General features: G+C 24.5%; 21 protein-coding genes and 2 tRNA genes. 15 read left to right on the forward strand and 8 right to left on the reverse strand.

The features are described from left to right. Window positions 1-162: 162 nt before the first annotated feature. The 4 genes from BGI41_RS01760 to BGI41_RS01775 all read right to left on the reverse strand — a co-directional run bounded on the left by BGI41_RS01760 (window position 163) and on the right by BGI41_RS01775 (window position 3,832). Window positions 163-507, reverse strand: coding sequence for an RNA polymerase Rpb4 family protein (locus BGI41_RS01760; protein WP_088538532.1), 345 nt, complete (start codon window positions 505-507; stop codon window positions 163-165). A 6-nt stretch (window positions 508-513) separates the two neighbouring features. Continuing rightward, complete coding sequence (locus tag BGI41_RS01765) at window positions 514-804, reverse strand: 50S ribosomal protein L21e (protein WP_088538533.1); 291 nt, start codon at window positions 802-804, stop codon at window positions 514-516. A gap of 315 nt (window positions 805-1,119) precedes the next feature. Next, entirely contained in the window at window positions 1,120-2,340 is a 1,221-nt protein-coding gene (locus BGI41_RS01770; RefSeq protein ID WP_088538534.1) for a tRNA pseudouridine(54/55) synthase Pus10, read from the reverse strand. Between the two features lie 148 nt (window positions 2,341-2,488). Beyond that, complete coding sequence (locus BGI41_RS01775; protein WP_088538535.1) at window positions 2,489-3,832, reverse strand: signal recognition particle protein Srp54; 1,344 nt, start codon at window positions 3,830-3,832, stop codon at window positions 2,489-2,491. 305 nt (window positions 3,833-4,137) lie between these two features. Here BGI41_RS01775 and hpt point away from each other — a divergent pair, with 305 nt between their 5' ends. The 15 genes from hpt (at window position 4,138) to BGI41_RS01850 (ending at window position 15,259) form a co-directional block, all read left to right on the forward strand. Then, on the forward strand, window positions 4,138-4,707 hold the full coding sequence (hpt, locus tag BGI41_RS01780) for a hypoxanthine/guanine phosphoribosyltransferase (RefSeq protein WP_088538536.1): 570 nt from the start codon (window positions 4,138-4,140) through the stop codon (window positions 4,705-4,707). A gap of 55 nt (window positions 4,708-4,762) precedes the next feature. Further along, the gene (gene dph2, locus BGI41_RS01785; protein ID WP_088538537.1) at window positions 4,763-5,773 is read left to right on the forward strand and encodes a diphthamide biosynthesis enzyme Dph2; all 1,011 of its coding nucleotides are present in this window, start codon (window positions 4,763-4,765) and stop codon (window positions 5,771-5,773) included. Between the two features lie 280 nt (window positions 5,774-6,053). Then, window positions 6,054-6,623 (forward strand): exosome complex RNA-binding protein Csl4, encoded by a 570-nt coding sequence (locus BGI41_RS01790; RefSeq protein WP_088538538.1) that lies wholly within the window; start codon window positions 6,054-6,056, stop codon window positions 6,621-6,623. Between the two features lie 52 nt (window positions 6,624-6,675). Beyond that, entirely contained in the window at window positions 6,676-6,948 is a 273-nt protein-coding gene (locus BGI41_RS01795; protein ID WP_369829827.1) for a DNA-directed RNA polymerase subunit L, read from the forward strand. An 80-nt stretch (window positions 6,949-7,028) separates the two neighbouring features. After that, window positions 7,029-7,457, forward strand: a complete 429-nt coding sequence (locus BGI41_RS01800) for an NUDIX hydrolase (protein WP_088538540.1) — start codon at window positions 7,029-7,031, stop codon at window positions 7,455-7,457. A 65-nt stretch (window positions 7,458-7,522) separates the two neighbouring features. Beyond that, window positions 7,523-7,837, forward strand: a complete 315-nt coding sequence (locus BGI41_RS01805) for a transcription factor S (RefSeq protein WP_088538541.1) — start codon at window positions 7,523-7,525, stop codon at window positions 7,835-7,837. A 25-nt stretch (window positions 7,838-7,862) separates the two neighbouring features. Beyond that, complete coding sequence (locus BGI41_RS01810) at window positions 7,863-9,071, forward strand: hypothetical protein (RefSeq protein ID WP_088538542.1); 1,209 nt, start codon at window positions 7,863-7,865, stop codon at window positions 9,069-9,071. A 264-nt stretch (window positions 9,072-9,335) separates the two neighbouring features. Beyond that, the gene (gene pcn / locus BGI41_RS01815) at window positions 9,336-10,070 is read left to right on the forward strand and encodes a proliferating cell nuclear antigen (pcna) (protein ID WP_088538543.1); all 735 of its coding nucleotides are present in this window, start codon (window positions 9,336-9,338) and stop codon (window positions 10,068-10,070) included. Between the two features lie 71 nt (window positions 10,071-10,141). Further along, window positions 10,142-11,038 (forward strand): hypothetical protein, encoded by an 897-nt coding sequence (locus BGI41_RS01820; RefSeq protein ID WP_088538544.1) that lies wholly within the window; start codon window positions 10,142-10,144, stop codon window positions 11,036-11,038. Window positions 11,039-11,326: 288 nt separating this feature from the next. Beyond that, complete coding sequence (locus BGI41_RS01825) at window positions 11,327-11,605, forward strand: 50S ribosomal protein L44e (RefSeq protein WP_016359201.1); 279 nt, start codon at window positions 11,327-11,329, stop codon at window positions 11,603-11,605. Window positions 11,606-11,614: 9 nt separating this feature from the next. Further along, window positions 11,615-11,794, forward strand: a complete 180-nt coding sequence (locus BGI41_RS01830) for a 30S ribosomal protein S27e (protein ID WP_042707223.1) — start codon at window positions 11,615-11,617, stop codon at window positions 11,792-11,794. A gap of 94 nt (window positions 11,795-11,888) precedes the next feature. Next, window positions 11,889-12,686 (forward strand): translation initiation factor IF-2 subunit alpha, encoded by a 798-nt coding sequence (locus tag BGI41_RS01835; RefSeq protein ID WP_088538545.1) that lies wholly within the window; start codon window positions 11,889-11,891, stop codon window positions 12,684-12,686. Between the two features lie 301 nt (window positions 12,687-12,987). Then, entirely contained in the window at window positions 12,988-13,179 is a 192-nt protein-coding gene (locus BGI41_RS01840) for an RNA-protein complex protein Nop10 (RefSeq protein ID WP_088538546.1), read from the forward strand. Further along, window positions 13,160-13,930 (forward strand): proteasome assembly chaperone family protein, encoded by a 771-nt coding sequence (locus BGI41_RS01845; RefSeq protein WP_088538547.1) that lies wholly within the window; start codon window positions 13,160-13,162, stop codon window positions 13,928-13,930. The genes BGI41_RS01840 and BGI41_RS01845 overlap by 20 nt, the downstream gene beginning before the upstream one ends. Window positions 13,931-14,062: 132 nt before the next feature. Beyond that, window positions 14,063-15,259 carry a TIGR00375 family protein gene (locus tag BGI41_RS01850; RefSeq protein WP_088538548.1) on the forward strand — a complete coding sequence of 399 codons (1,197 nt, stop codon included), beginning with the start codon at window positions 14,063-14,065 and terminating at the stop codon, window positions 15,257-15,259. Between the two features lie 152 nt (window positions 15,260-15,411). Here the strand turns inward: BGI41_RS01850 and BGI41_RS01855 are convergent, their stop codons facing one another. From BGI41_RS01855 to BGI41_RS01870, 4 genes are all read right to left on the reverse strand, one after another. Then, window positions 15,412-15,756 carry a helix-turn-helix transcriptional regulator gene (locus BGI41_RS01855; protein ID WP_088538549.1) on the reverse strand — a complete coding sequence of 115 codons (345 nt, stop codon included), beginning with the start codon at window positions 15,754-15,756 and terminating at the stop codon, window positions 15,412-15,414. A gap of 41 nt (window positions 15,757-15,797) precedes the next feature. After that, window positions 15,798-15,871: transfer RNA gene (locus BGI41_RS01860), tRNA-Arg, on the reverse strand. Window positions 15,872-15,940: 69 nt separating this feature from the next. Continuing rightward, window positions 15,941-16,014: transfer RNA gene (locus tag BGI41_RS01865), tRNA-Arg, on the reverse strand. Between the two features lie 110 nt (window positions 16,015-16,124). After that, window positions 16,125-16,676, reverse strand: coding sequence for a hypothetical protein (locus tag BGI41_RS01870; RefSeq protein WP_088538550.1), 552 nt, complete (start codon window positions 16,674-16,676; stop codon window positions 16,125-16,127). Window positions 16,677-16,948: the final 272 nt, after the last annotated feature.

Here is a 16,948-nt window from a genome sequence, read left to right on the forward strand (position 1 = left end):
TATTTATTTAATAAAATTATAGTATTTAAATATAATTTTTAAAGTTAAATTAAAATTAGAAGTAAAATATAGAATATACAATTAAAATAAGCAAAAATTAAAATATATAAAATTAGTATTGAATAATTATTTTATAAAAAAGATAATTGTAGTAAAAAATAACTATTCTTCGTCATCTACTACATATTTATCTATTATTTCGAGAATGTCTTCCATATCCTCTTTACTGAGAGAAATTCTCTCTTTAGCGAATATTAATCTCATATCAGATAAATCTCTAGGTAATAAATCAGCTACACGAACTGCATATTTTTTTGGAAGTTTTTCTTCAAGTTCTTCTATCATTTTATCTGTATCTTCTTCAGAAAGTTTATTGAAAGTAAGAACATGATTTAATGTAATATTTTGTTCATAACTAAGGTCTTTTTTTTCACTAAATTCTTCTAGAATTCTTTTTACTTTAGCTGCAGGTATTGGCTCTTTGCTAACTGTTTTTTTACCTATCATTTATATTCACTCTTGTATTTTTAAATGGTCTGGCCTAACGATTAATTCTTTACTTTTGTTACCGTCTTTTAAACTTACAATGTAAGCTTGTCCTTTTTTACCAATAATTTCTCCAGTTTTTCCATGGAATCTAGAATGTGGTTGACCTCTGTGAATACTAGGGTCAATAATAATATGAACTAAATCTCCATTTTCGAAAGTTTGAAGTTTGTTAGTAATAGGGTTAGAACGACCTTCACGTGATTTTTTAGTCAATTTTTTTCTTGATCTACTTTTAAATCCTCTTGATCTTTGCATTTTTATAACCTCTATATAATTAATTTAATATGAATAATGTTTTTATAAACTTTCATTTTTAATGAATAATCTTTATAAATTTACATTAAGAAAAAAATAATTTGTAAATTGTAATTTTTTATAAAAACATAGTTTTAAAAGTTTAATAATAAAATGGATAAATTTCATAAAATTTCAATAATAAGATTAATTCTTAAATTCTATGATTTTTTAGAAATATAATTTCCATTAATTAATAATATTAATTTATTACTTTAAAGCTATTAATATACTTTTAGTTTTATAGTATTTTTCTTATTAATTTTTCTATATTTTTTATTTTTTACTTACTTCAATAACATCTAATTGACTACAAATACATTGATTATTAAGAAGTCCAGTAACACTTGGATTGCTTCTTCCTTCATCTGAAGAGATTAATTCTTTAATATACAATCCACCTTCTGTTTTAATCTTCATTTTAAATTGTTTAGGACTAATAATTTCACAACTTAAACCTAAGACTCTTTTTTCTCTAATTTTATCTGCTCGTCTATGAGCTACTCTTATTGGAGTTCTTTGTTTAATTAAATCTAAATTTTGTAAAATTTCTAAATCTTTATCTGTAACTTCATTTTCACAATTAACAATTGCTTCATAAACTTTGTATGCATCTGGAGATGATACTTTTATTTCACTTTTACGATTTCTTTTACAATATTTTAAGTGATTATATTTTGTTTTACCATTAGCATGTTCATTAATTTCTTTTTCTAATTTATTAAGATCTAATTTTCTAATTTTAGGTTCAATAACTTCAAGAACAAATGGTCTACCATCACCTAACATTAAGACATCAATATCTTCTCTTCCTGCACCATGGAATTTACAATATCTTCCTTGGGTTTCTTTAAGAACTACTTCAGACATAAGTTCTTCAACAGATTCAGGATACATTTTACCAGTATAGTTACAATACTCACAGCCTTTTCCATGGCATTCTCTACATGGCCATTTAGTTTGAGGAATTCCTCTTTTATATTTATTATATGTTCCTTCTATAAATAGTGGATTAATTTGAATATATACAGTAGGTTCATTGTTTTTAAAATTTAATTCAATAACTATTTCATTATGATCAAATTCTACAATTTTACCTATTTTTTCTAATTCTAATCCAATAGTTCTATTAATTTCTTTTTTAATATTTTCTGTATCAATATTAAATTTTTCATTAAATTCTTCATCTTTTTTTAAGATTTCTTTTGGAACTTTTGAACCTACTAAAAAGTTATCAAATTCTAAATTTATGAATTGAATTTTTTGATTTATTCTTTTATATAAATCCTCATTTATTTTATCAAATATATTATCACAGATAAAACATTTTTCATTTGGATTTTCTATTGATAATTCTTTTCTTATAAGTTCTCCACGTTCTTTGTTTGTTAATCCTTTTATTTCGTTAGAAAACTTACGTCCTAAACAATGATTACAAATTGTGTTATCTGTGTATTCAATTATTTCTTCTGCTTTTTTTAATAATTCCTCATCCATAGTATCTACTTTTAAAGTTTTAAAAATAAGTATAATAATAGATTTTCTTTTAATTTTTTAATTAAAATATAAAATCTTTATTTAAAAATAATAGTTTTTAATTAAGAATTTAAATTAATTATTTATTTAAAATGAATAATTTAGTAGATTATCTTCTTCTACCAAATTGATTCATTAAACGATTCATGTTTCCTCCACCAAATCCACCACGTTTTCCAATTCCTTTCATTGCTTTTTTACTGTTGTTATAATATTTAAGAAGTTCTTTAATATCTTTTTCTTCAACACCAGCTCCTCTTGAAATTCTCCGAATACGTGATTGTTTAATGATTCTTGGATTTTCCATTTCTTCTTGGGTCATTGATGACATAATAATTTTATACGTGTTTATTTTATCTTCTGTCATTTTTGTATATTCTTTAGGTATTTTATTACCTAGACCTGGAATCATATTCATAACTTGTTGCATTGGACCCATTTTATTCATCATTTCAAATTGATTTTGCATATCTACAAGTGTGAATTTACCACTCATCATATTGTTCATAGTTTTTTGAGCAATATCTTCATCAATGTTTTCTTCTGCTTTTTCAATAAGTGATTGAATATCTCCCATTCCAAGTAATCTTGAAATAAATCTTTCAGGGTCAAATACTTCAAAGTCATCAATTTTTTCTCCAGTACCAATGAATTTGATTGGAGCTCCAGTTTCTGCAACTGCAGAAAGTGCACCTCCTCCTTTTCCAGAACCATCTAGTTTTGATATGATTATAGAACCAATATCAGTTGCTTCAGAAAATGCTTTTGCTTGTTCACCAGCAATTTGTCCAATAGTACCATCAATTACAAGAATAGATTCAGTTGGGTTGATTATTTTATCTAATCTATTCATTTCTTCAATTAAATCAGATTCTTGTTTATGTCTTCCTGCAGTATCAAAAATTATAATTCTTTGATTTTTGAATTTTTTAAGACCTTTTTCTGCAAGATCTAATGCATCTTTATTTTCAGGATCACCATATAATGAAATATCTAATTCAGTAGTTAACTGTTTTAATTGTTCATATGCTGCTGGTCTCCATGTATCTGTACATACTACAGCTGGATTATATCCTTTTTTAATTAAATATTTACATAATTTACCAATGGTAGTTGTTTTACCACTACCTTGTAATCCTAAGAATAATATTTTAAATGGTTTATCTGTAATTTCAAGTTTAGCAGCTTCAGAACCAAGTAAATTAACCATTTCTTCATATATGATTGTTATAACATATTCTCTAGCAGTAATTCCTTTAGGTGGTTTTTCATTTAATGCTCTATCTTCAATCTTTTTAGATAATTTAAATACTAATTTAACATTTACATCTGATTGAATTAATGCACGTTGTATGTCTTTTACAACTTCTTTTACTGTTTTTTTATCTATTACAGTCATTCCTGCTAATTTTTTAATACTGTTACTTAGGCTTTCTCCTAGATTTCCTAACATATTATTAACCAGCTTTTAATTTTTCTAATAATTTGTTTATATTAATATTTTGACTTTTTATAAATCTATAATTAATTTAATAATAGTTTAAGATATGTAATTTTTAATTATTCTGATAAGTTTATTAATATAAAATCAATAATACAAATAATTATATAAAATATAATTTAAAAATTTATTTATTATTATATTATTTATGTACTATTTAAATTGTACTTTATTTGTTTTTTCTTAAAATTTTAGTAGTATTTAAATTGTACTTTATTTTTATTATTTTTTTAAAATTTTATAAGTAAGTGAGAGATATGCTTGAAGAATTAAAAAAATCTTTAGTTGAGGCACCTGTTGTTAAAAAAGGGGATTATGATTATTTTGTTCATCCTGTTAGTGATGGAATTCCAACTATGAAACCTGAAGTTTTAATTGAAATTTCTGAAGTTGTTAAAAAAAATTTTAATATTAATGTTGATAAAATTGTAGGTATTGAAGCTATGGGTATCCCTTTAGCTACTGCATTATCTATTGAAACTGGCATTCCTTTTGTTATAATTAGAAAAAGACATTATGGTTTAAATGGTGAAGTTGCTATTCATAAAACTACTGGTTATGGTGAATCTGATTTATATATTAATGATTTACGTAAAGGAGATAAAATTTTATTAATTGATGATGTAGTAAGTACTGGTGGAACCTTAATTAGTACTATTAAAGCTCTTGAAAAAATTGGTGTAGATATTGTTACTATTATTGCAGTATTAGATAAAGGTAATGGTAGAAGTATAGTTGAGAAAGAAACACATCATAAAATAGATTCTATTGTAAAATTACATATTGAAAATGGTAAAGTTGTAATTGATTCAACTATTGCAGATTAATTTTTTTAAATTATTTAGATTTATTATTTTAAATAGTTATTTTTAGTTTGATATTATGTCAATGTATAATATGGAAGTTGAAAAAGTCATTAATCATATTAATAAAAAAGGATATACTAATGTTGGTTTACAATTTCCAGAAGGATTAAAAATGCAAGTTGTTAGTATTGCTCGTCAAATAGAAGAAGAAACAGATGCTACTGTTATTATTTCTGGAGATCCTTGTTTTGGGGCATGTGATGTATGTGATAAAAAAATGGAAGGTATAGTTGATATGATTGTTCATTATGCTCATACTCCTCTTCCATTAAAATATAGAGTTCCAGTAATGTTTATTGAAGCATATTCTTCAATAAATCTTAAAAAATCTCTTGATAAAGCATTAGACTTATTAGAAGATTATAGTAAAATTGCACTTGCTACTACTACTCAACATTTACATCTTTTAGGTGAAATTAAAGATTATCTTGAAGATAATGGTAAAGAAATTGTTATTGGTTCATCTTCTAAAGGTACTACTAAAGGACAAGTTTTAGGATGTAATTTTTCATCAATTAAAAATCTTGATGCAGAAATTTATCTTTTCATTGGTAGTGGAAAATTCCATCCTGTAGGAATACATTTATTTACTAAAGCTCCTGTAATTGCAGTAGATCCTTATAATGGTGAAGCAAAAGAAATTTCTGATTATGCAGATAGGATTTTAAGAGTTCGTTTTGCAAGAATTGTTAAAGCAAAATCTGTTAAAAAATGGGGAATTCTTGTATCTTCTAAAGAAGGACAATATAGGATGGGTCTTGCAAAAGAAATTAAAAAAAGTCTTAATGATGAAAATATGGAAGCTTATATTATTTTAGTTGATAAAATAAGTCCTGAAATTTTACTTCCATATATGGAGTTAGAAGGTTTTGTAGTTACAGCATGTCCAAGAATTGCTATTGATGACTCTGCAATGTATAAAAAACCTCTTATAACTCCTAAAGAACTTGAAATTGTTTTAAATAAAAGAAAATGGGAAAATTATGAATTAGATGAAATTCTTTTTCATGAAAGATATAAAAATTAATTAATTTAATTTTAAATTATTTTAATTAGTTATATAATTAAATATACTTGTTTATTTCTTTAATTAGAATTTATAATATTTGATTTTTAAAAATTTATAATAATAATTTAAGTTATAATTTTTTTAATTTTAAGTAAAAATTATTATAATTATAATTTATTTTATTAAATATTTAATTAAGTTTATATTATAAAAAATTTATAAATACATATTTAAAGTAAAGAAATTATTTATTGTAATATTTATTTTTTAAATTTCCTACTTATTTAGAGGTGTATAAATGAAAATAAAATCAGGAGATTTAGTAATGCCTGGAGATTATTTAGGAATTGTAGAACAATATTTACCTGGCGAAGGAACCTATGATGATAATGGTAATATTAAGTCTTCTATTTTAGGTAATGCAAATTTAGATTTGAAAAACAGAACTGTTTCTGTTTCTCCACTTACTGGAACACCTATACTTTTAAAGCCTGGTGATGAAGTTTATGGTCAAATTGCAGATTTACGAAGTCAAAGGGCTATAGTGGATATAATAAGTAAGGTTGATGAAGATAGAAAACTTGCTCTTCCTTATTCAGCTTCAATTCACATATCTCAAGTTGAAAATGAATATTTGGATTGTTTATCTGATGCATTTGGAATTGGAGATTTTATTAAAGGTAAAGTTTCTCGTATTACTGGGGATAATGTGGATTTAAATACTGAAGATGAATCTGATGGTGTAATTAAAGCTATATGTGTTCGTTGTCGTTCTTATCTTAAACCTAGTAGTAAAAGAAACGACTTAATTTGTGAAAAATGTGGTAAAAAACAAAAACGTAAAATGTCTTCAAAATATTTATATTAATTATTTATAATTCTTGATTCATTATTTTATTAAATTTCTTAGGATGGTAAAAATGGAAATTGAAGTATTAACTGATAAAAAATTAGAATTGGAAATTGTTCTTCATGGTGAAGATCATGCTCTTTGTAATGTTATAAGAAAAATTCTTATGGAAGATGATGATGTTCAGTATGCTGTTTATGCAATAGATCACCCATTAATTGGTGAACCTATTATGACTATTAAAACTAAACAGAAAAAAGTTGCTAGAAATTCACTTAAAAAAGCAGCTGAAACACTTAAAGATCAAACTCAAGAATTCAAATCTTTAGTTGAACAAATTTAATCTTTAAACTTTATTCTTTATTTAATAAATATTAGTTATAAATTTATTAAATTTTTATAAAATAATGTGGTGGTGATTAAATGTCTTATCATAGAAACCCATCATTAACTGTGGATATTTTTATTTATGATGATAAAAACAATTTTTTATTAATTAAACGTAAAAATGATCCATATAAAGATGCTTGGGCATTTCCTGGTGGTTTTGTAGAATATGGTGAAACAGTTGAACATGCAGCTGTTAGGGAAGCTAAAGAAGAAACAAGTATTGATGTAAATTTAGAAAAACTTGTTGGTGTTTATTCCAAACTTGATAGGGATCCTAGAGGTCATACTGTTACTGTTGCCTTTTTAGCTAAAGGTAATTTTGATGATAGGAAAGCAGATGACGATGCAAAAGATATTGACATTTTTAATTTTGAAAGTGTTAAAAATATTGATTTAGCTTTTGATCATAAGGAAATTCTAAATGATATTTACAATATATTAAAAGAAGAAAAGAAAATTTAAATTTTTAAATTTATTTAATTTAAATTATTTATTTTTTCATTTAATTATTAATTGGAGGATTATTTATGGAATTTTGTCCAGAATGTGGTGGAATGTTATTACCTAATAATGGTAAACTTAAATGCGGTACATGTGGATATGAAAAAGATGTATCTAGTAATAAAGATGAATATAAAGTAAGTGAAAAAATCAACTCTAAAGATAATGTTGTAGATTTAGGTAGTGATCTTGACGTTCGTCCAACTACCAATGTTTTATGTCCAGAATGTGGTCATAATAAAGCTTATTTCAAATTACTTCAAACTCGTAGTGCAGATGAAGCACCTACAAGAATATTTACTTGTGTAAAATGTAAACATTCTTGGAGAGAATATGATTAATTATTCTAATTAATGAGGATTTAATATGAAAAATTCTAAAGATGAATCATATGAAGATTCAATAAATAATCTTAAAAAGATTATGAAAACTGTTAAAAAAACTTCACAAGATGATTCTAACAATGAAAAACATAAAGTTTTTAAATCTTCAGATAATTTAAATTCAAATAATCTTAATGAATATAAACATAAAGAAGATAAATCATCTATTGTTAACATTTTTAATAAAGTTAATAAAAATTTAGAAGATGATACTGAAGAAAATGATTATATAGAAACTAAAGAACCTATAAAACCTTTTAAAAATGTTAGTATTAAAAGGTCTGTAGATAATAAAGATTTAAAAGATGATTCTTTAGATGTTTCTAAATCTATTATTCTTGGAAAAGATAAATCTAATGAAGATGAAGATAAATTGAGTTTTGATAAAATTGAAATTAAAGAAGATAATGATAAAATTGATTCTTCAGAAACTGAAAATGAAGACTCATCATTTGAAGGTAATATTTTAAACAATGTTGATGATGTGTTTATTGATAATTTAGATGAAATTAATAGAGAAGATTCTAAACCTGAAGAAAATTCTGATGATTTAGATGATAATACTGAAAAATCAATTGATGATGATTTAGAGGATAATGAAATTATTGATTCAGAATTAGATAAGTTAGGTTTAAAATCAATTGATGATGAAAGTTCTGAAAAATCTGGAATTCATTTTAGAAAAGATAAAATAGGTCCTTTCCCAATTGCTGGAATAATTGTAGGTATTATTACAATATTCTTAGGATTTTTCTTAGTATTTAGACGATCTGCTAGAGTTGTTGATAGTGTTGCATCAGGTGAATCTACTGGTCTTGCATTTTTATTATTTATAGTTGGTTTTATCTGTTTTGTTTTCTCATTTATGCAAATATTATCTTTTGGAAGTTCAAATGTAACTATTAATAAAATTAAAAGTTTAGATTCAAATGATGATAATGAAAATGTTGATAACTTCTTAAAAAGATTTTCTTCTATTGAAAATGATATTAAAGATAATGAAGAAGATGATTTAGAAGATAAAAGTTTTGCTTTAGAAAATAATGAAGAAAATTATAATCTTACTAAAAAATCATTTGATGAAAAAGTTGCTAAAAGTTCAGATGATTTTAAAATAACTGTAAACACTTCAATTACAAAAGAAGATTCTAAAAAAGATGATTCTAGTTCTAAAGATAATGAAGAAGATTAAATTTAATTAATAATTAATTATTCTTTTTATCTTTTTTTTTAAATTTATTTTATTTTTGTATTTTAAATTTTAGAATTTAAATAGTTTTATTTTGCTTTTTTTTATAATTTTATTTTATAGTTTTGTTTAATTTTATAAAATTTTTTAAGATATTTATAAAATTTAATTTATTTATATAATATTTATTAATGATGATTACTAAAAATATAATATAATCTTTTTAATTATTTATTAAAAATTATTATTATTTATTGAGAGGATTACATGTTTAAAGCCGAATTAAGCGACCCTAATATTTTAAAAACAAGTTTTGATGCAATTTCATCAATTGTTGATGAAGTTCAATTACAAACTGATAGTGAAGGTGTCCGATTAGATGCTCTAGACAGAAGTCACATAACTTTTGTACATTTAGAGTTAAAAGCAAGTTTATTTGATGAATATATTTGTGATGAACCTGAAAAAATCAATATTGACACTGATGAATTGATGAAAGTTTTAAAACGTTCTAAATCTAATGATAAAGTTACTTTATCTTTAGATGAAGGTAATTTAATAATTACCTTTGAAGGTGAAGCTAAAAGAAGATTTAAAATACGTCTTATTGATATGGAATATGATTCTCCAACTCCACCTCCATTAGAATACCCAACTGAATTTGAAGTTCCTTTTGCACTTTTAAAAGATTCAATTAATGATATTGACATTTTCTCTGATAAAATCATATTAAGTGTTAATAGTGAAGTATTTAAAGCTGCTGCTGAAGGAGAATTCGGTGATGCAAATATTGAATATGTACATGGTGAAAAAATAGATGAAGAAGTTAAATCTATCTTCTCTTTAGAAAAAATTAGAGAAATGCTTAAGGCAGATAAATTTTCAGATGTTGCAAAAATTTATTTAGGTAATGATATGCCTTTAAAACTTTCACTTAACATGGTTTCTGGAGAAGGAGAACTTAGTTTCTTACTTGCACCACGTATTGAAACTGATGAATAATCAGTTTCCTAAAATTTTATTTTACTTATTTTAAACTATATTTTAAGCTTATATTTCTGTGAGATGTTATAGTGGATAAATTTTTTCAAGAATTACGTAAAATCCAAAAAAAGGAGAGAGCTAATAGTTCATTAGCTAAAGTAGATAATGATTTTTATAGTCTTATCTATTCTTATATAAATGAACTTAAAGATAATATTAGTGATGATCCGTTTTCTAATGAAAGCTATCTTCTTAAAGATACTCAAAGAATTGCAACAGAAATATGTGAAAGAAGAGAACATAAAATTGCTGAAGCAGCATTAATGAATATTCATAGGTCTTATCATCTTTTTAAAGGTAAACCTAAATTTGATTTAGTTGATACTACTCCTCTTAATTTAACTGATGAAGAGGAAAAATTATATTATTCATTAATGGATAGTTTTAAAATTCATAGAAATAATATATCTCTTGATAATCTAAATAATCAAAATAAAGATGAAGAATCAAATACTGTTTATAATAAAGATATTGGTGATGAAGAATCTTCTGATGAAGAAGATAATCAGGTAACTAATAGGTTAAGTCAGATTGCTAATGCAAAAATTATAACTGATGAAAAAAGAGAACCTATTGAAAAACAGATTATTAATTCTAATATTAATAATTTAAAAAATAATGAATCTAATATTATTTCTAAAGATGAATCTATAAAACCTGATGAATTTAATGAATTAGATGATATTAGAAAATCAGTAAATAACCAGTTTGTTGATTTAAAAGAAGAAGATTTTTTAGATTCTAAACTTAAAAATAAAAGTCTCGAAGAAAATGTTTTAGTTTTAATATTTAAAGATTTTAATGAAATTATGGGGATTGATGAAAAAGTTTATGGTCCTTTTAAATCACAAGATCTTGTTATTTTACCTAAAGCAAATGCTAATGTTATTATTAGATGTAGAAAAGGAAGACTTGTTAAAATTTAGTTTTAATAAATTATTTTTTAATAATTTAAATTTCTATTTTTATAGTTAATTTTAAATACTTATTAAATAAATATAATATAATGTATCTATGATATATTTAAAATCTTAATTATTCTTACTTAATCTATTTTTAGATTTAATTTATTATTTTATGATTTTTATTCTTTGCTGAAGGGATACGCAAAAAGTTCTTGTTTAGTTCGAATTTATATTATTTAGATGCTATCGGCTATTGGGATACGCAAAAAGTTCTTGTTTAGTTGATAATTTTTTATTAAAGGTGATTAAATGAAAATACCAAAAGAAAAAAGGACTTACTGTCCATATTGTAAAAAACACACTATTCATGAAGTACGTACTTCTAAAAAACGAAAAGCTAGTGAATTAAAATGGGGACAAAGACAGTTCAGACGTGTAACTGCAGGATACAGAGGTTATCCAAGACCATTACCTAGTGGAAGTAAACCAGTTAAAAAATTAGATTTAAGATACAAATGTAAAGAATGTGGAAAATCACATATCAGGAAAGCATTCAGAACAGGTAAACCTGAATTTGTAAGTCAATAGGTGTTTAATATGGCTAGTAAAGGTAGAGGAAATTTTTTAAAAGTTAAATGTTTAGATTGTGGTAATGAACAAATTGTATTTGATCGTGCTGCTTCTGATGTAAAATGTATTATCTGCGGTAAAACTATTGTTAAATCCCGTGGATCTAAAGCTAAAATTATGGCTCATATTGATGAAGTTTTAAATTAAATATTTTTTTAATTTTTTAATTTTTATTATTTCTATTTTTAATTTCTTGAATTATAATAAAAATTAAGAACCTAAAAATATTGGAGGTGTTTTTATAGTAAGAAAAAATGCTAAATGGCCTGAAGAAGGTGAACTTCTTGTTGCTACAGTATATAAAGTTCTTCCATATGGTTGTTTTGCTAAATTAGAAGAATATCATGGTAAAGAAGCATTTATTCATATTAGTGAAGTTTCTTCTGGTTGGGTTAAAAACATCCGTGACCATGTTAGAGAAAATCAAAAAATTGTAGCTCGTTGTATTAGAGTTAATCCTAAAAAAGGTCATGTTGATGCTTCCTTAAAAAGAATCAGAGAAGACCAAAGAACTAAAAAAATTCAGCAATGGAAAATAGAACAAAAAGCTGAAAAATTTTTAGAATTATCTGCTAAATCATTAAATAAAAATTTAAACACTGCTTATAAAGAAGTTGGTTATGAATTAATGGATATCTTTGGAGATATTTATGGTGCTTATGAAACAGCTGCTGATGAAGGAGCTCAATCTTTAATTGATGAAGGTATTGATAAAGAATGGGCTGAAGCAATTACTAAAGTTGCTGAAAGAAATATCACACCTCCAGAGGTTCATATTAGTGGATACGTTGATATTCAAACTTTTGATCCTGATGGGGTAGATATTGTTATTAAAGCTTTAAAAGCTGCTGAAAATAATGATACTGAAGATGAAGTTAAAGTACAATCTGTTGGTGCTCCAAGGTATCGTATTACTGTTACCTCTTCAGATTATAGGGTAGCTGAAAAAGAACTTCAAAAAGCTGCAGATAGAGCTATAAAAATTATTGAAGATTCTAATGGAAATGGTGAATTTTTACGTGAATTAGAGGATAATTAGATTTTTAAATTTTTTATCTCTAATTATTTTTTTACATGGTATTATAAGTAGAATTCATCTTTTTAAATTATAATTACAAAGATTTATTATTAATTTAAAATTTTAGATTAAATTTTTTTTAGTTAAATTTATAATTATAAAATTTATTATTATTTTAGAATTTTTAATTAAATTTATCTAAAATTTTTTATATTATTACTTTTTTTCTTTATTTTTTAATTTATTTTAAAAAGATTTTTTAATGATATGCTTATAATTTTTATACATAATCTAAAATTGTGTAAAATATTTTTGTGATACTATGAAAATGAAAATGCATAAATGCAAATCATGTAATATTTACACTCTTCAAGAGAAATGTCCCAAATGTGGTGGAGATTTAAATGTTATTTATCCTCCAAAATATTCAATTGAAGATAAATATGGTAAATATCGTAGGAAATTAAAAGAACAATCTAAAGTGAGGATTGAAAATGATAAAAACTCAAATTAAAGTTTTAGAAGATGTATCTTTAGATAATCCTATATTTATTGAAGCTCTTCCTGGTATTGGACATGTTGGAAAATTAGCTGCAGATCATTTAATTGATGAGTTAGATGCTACTAAATTTGCAGAAGTTTATTCTCCTTACTTCCCACCACAAGTTTATATTGGTGAAGATGGTTTAATTGAAAATATGGTTAATGAATTATATTATTTAAAAAACCAGGGTGAAGAAGAAAGAGATTTCATTATTCTTGTAGGTAATACTCAAGGAGTTTCTCCAGAAGGACAATATGCTATTTGTAATGATTTACTTGATTTTATTGAAGAATATGGCGTAAATGAATTATTTACTTTAGGTGGCTTAGCTACAGGTCAACCAGTTGATGAACCTATTGTTTATGGTGCAGCAACTGATGAAGATAAAATTAATACTTTAAAAGATGTTGAAGTTGAAATTAGATCTGCTGATGGTGGAATTATTGGAGCTTCAGGATTATTTTTAGGTTTAGGTAAACTTAGAGGTATGTCTGGAGCTTGTTTAATGGGTGCAACTCCAGGATATTTCATTGATCCAGAAGCTGCAGAAGAAATATTAAATAAATTATCTGCTTTATTAAAAATTGAGGTTAATACAGATAAACTTGAAGAAAGAGCTGAAGAAACAAGACAAATATTATCTAAAGCTCAACAAAGAGAACAAGAATTATTAAATCGTAATATGCCTCAACAAGATGATGATTTAAGATATATTGGATAATTTCAATTATTTTTTCTATTTTTTAATTTTTTTATAGATTTATTTTTTTAAGTTTTTTTATTATTTTCTTATAGTTTTATTTTATTTTTTTAATCTATAATTTAATATATTAAGATAATCTAATTTTTATTTATGTTAATTAATACTGATTTACATGTTCATAGTTGTTTTTCAATGGCAACTTCTAAGGATATGTTAATAAAAAATATTGCTCCAAAAGCTAAAGAGAAAGGACTTCAACTTGTAGGGACTGGTGATGCATTCCACCCAAAATGGTTAAAGATTATTGAGGAGTCTACTAAGTATGTTGGTGATGGAATATATTCACATAAAGATTGTGATTTTTTATTAACAGTAGAAGTTGAAGCAGAAAAGAAAATTCATCATTTAATTTTTCTTCCAAATATTGAAACTGCACGTGAACTTTCAGATAAGTTAGTATCAAAAAATAAATATTCTGATGGTAGACCTAGGACAAAGATGTCTGGTGCAGAAATTTATGATATGGTAAAAGAATATGATTGTTTGATTGGTCCTGCTCATGCTTTTACTCCTTGGACAGGAATGTATAAATCTTATGATAGTATTTATGATTGTTATGGTGGAAAAGTTGATTTTTTAGAACTTGGTTTATCTGCTGATACGGATATGGCAGATACTATTAAAGAACTTAAAGATATTCCATTTTTGTCAAATTCTGATGCACATTCTCCATGGCCACATAGATTAGGTCGTGAGTTTAATCAAATTAATGTTAAAGATATTTCATTTTCTTCCTTAAAATATGCATTAAAACATAATGATATTAAAGCAAATTATGGTTTGTATCCTAATTTAGGAAAATATCACATGACTGCATGTACTAAATGTTATAAATTAATTAATCCCTCAATTGCTTATGATAATAATATGAAATGTCCTTACTGTGGAGGTAGAATTAAAAAAGGAGTTGATTATAGAATTATTGAAATAAGTGATTATGATGAACCTCATAGTCCTGATTTTAGACCACCTTATATTCATACTATGCCTCTTGCAGAAATAATTTCTAAAATATATGATAAAGGGGTTACAACAAAAACAGTTCAAAATAAATGGCAATTATTAATTGATAAATTTGGTCCAGAAATTGAAATTCTTATTAATGTACCTATATCTGAGATTGAAAATATTGATCCTCAAATTGCTAAAGGAATTTCTGCATTTAGAAATAAAACAGTACATATTACTCCAGGTGGTGGAGGTAAATATGGTGAAATCTCTTTTGATAAAAAATTAAAAGAGGATAATTCTAAAAATAGTGTAGTAACTTTAGATAATTTTAATTAAATTATCTAACTTTTTTAAATACTTAATAAAAATAGTTTATGTATATTAATTCTTTTTTTTTTAATTGTAGAACTTGTTTTTTAAATTATAAAAATCTATATATTAATTTAAAGTAAAAAATTATTATTAATTTTTAAGGTAAATATAATAATTTATTCTAGTTCAATACCTTTTTGGATTAATTTAAAAATATTACTATTATTTAAACTATAAAATACTTTTTTATTTTCTTTTCTACTTTTAACAATATTATGATCTCTTAATATTCTAAGTTGATGTGAAATACTAGATTGGCTCATGTCTAAAAGAATAGATAATTCACATACACATAATTCATTAATTTTAAGAGCATTAATTATTCTTAATCTATTATAATCTCCAAGTAATTTAAATAAATTAGCTGTGTTTTCATAAGCTTCATTATCTAACATTTCTTTATAAACTTCTTCAATAACATCTTCTCTTAAACTTTTAATTTCACAGATATCTTTTGCCATATTTATCATTTAATTTAAATAATATTTAAAATCTTAAGTAACGGACTTGGCGGGATTTGAACCCGCGATCTTTAGATTAGGAGTCTAACGCCCTATCCAGCTAGGCTACAAGCCCATATTATAAAATATTTGTATAAAGTTAATATTGTAATAAAAATCATTAAAAAAAGCAGTATTATTTCTACGGACCAGCCGGGATTTGAACCCGGGATCTTCGGATTAGAAGTCCGACGCCCTATCCTACTAGGCTACTGGCCCATATATCATAACAATAAAGTATTAGTTTTTTCTAGTATATAAATATTTTCTTTTTTATTATATTTTAAAAAAATTAAGAATAAATAGTATAAAAATACTCTTTATTCTCTTTAACTTCCATCAGTATATGGTGTGTAATTACCTATTGGAGCTCCTCCTCCACCTTCATCAAATCCAGGTCCAAATGTATGGTATCCGATGTTATCATTATATCTATTATAATATGTAATGGTGTAAGTTCCATCTTCATTATCTGTTGTTATAATATATGCAACATCATTATAATCTGCAGGTAATTGGCCTGAATCACTTGGTTGTGTATTATCGTTGTTACTATTTGAAGGTGTTGGGTTATTTTGTTGAGTTTGAGAACCACTATCAGATATACCACCAGAGTTAGCACTATTATAATAGAAACTACCTCCGTATGGACTATCACCAGTACCATATGGTGATACTCCTTCAGAACCTCCATTTCCATTGTTATCATTAGTGATTGTAGTGTTATTTCCTATTCCAGTTCCTGTTCCGTGAGTATTAGTACCTATACCTTGGAGACTTTTAAAAATACCATTATCATCGCTAGTTAAACCATATGCAGTTACTCCAGCAGCAATACATATAACTATAATAATTGAAATAATAATATTTGATTTTTCCATATGTCTCACCTCTAATTGATCAATAAGAAGTATTTATTCTGTAAAAATTTATAATTACAATATTTAAAATTATACTTATAAATCTTTTACAAAACATATTAATTTATTTTATACTTATATATATTTTTATTTATCTTAATAAAGATTACTATATATCTAATTTTTTAAATATTTATATCATTTTTAAATTTTTATTATTTATCTAATTTAAATTTCAATACTTTATTCTTCTTTTTTTGATTATTAAATGATTTTTTATCATTTCTTTAATT

The sequence above is a fragment of the Methanobrevibacter sp. 87.7 genome (assembly GCF_002208625.1).
Lineage (GTDB): Archaea > Methanobacteriota > Methanobacteria > Methanobacteriales > Methanobacteriaceae > Methanarmilla.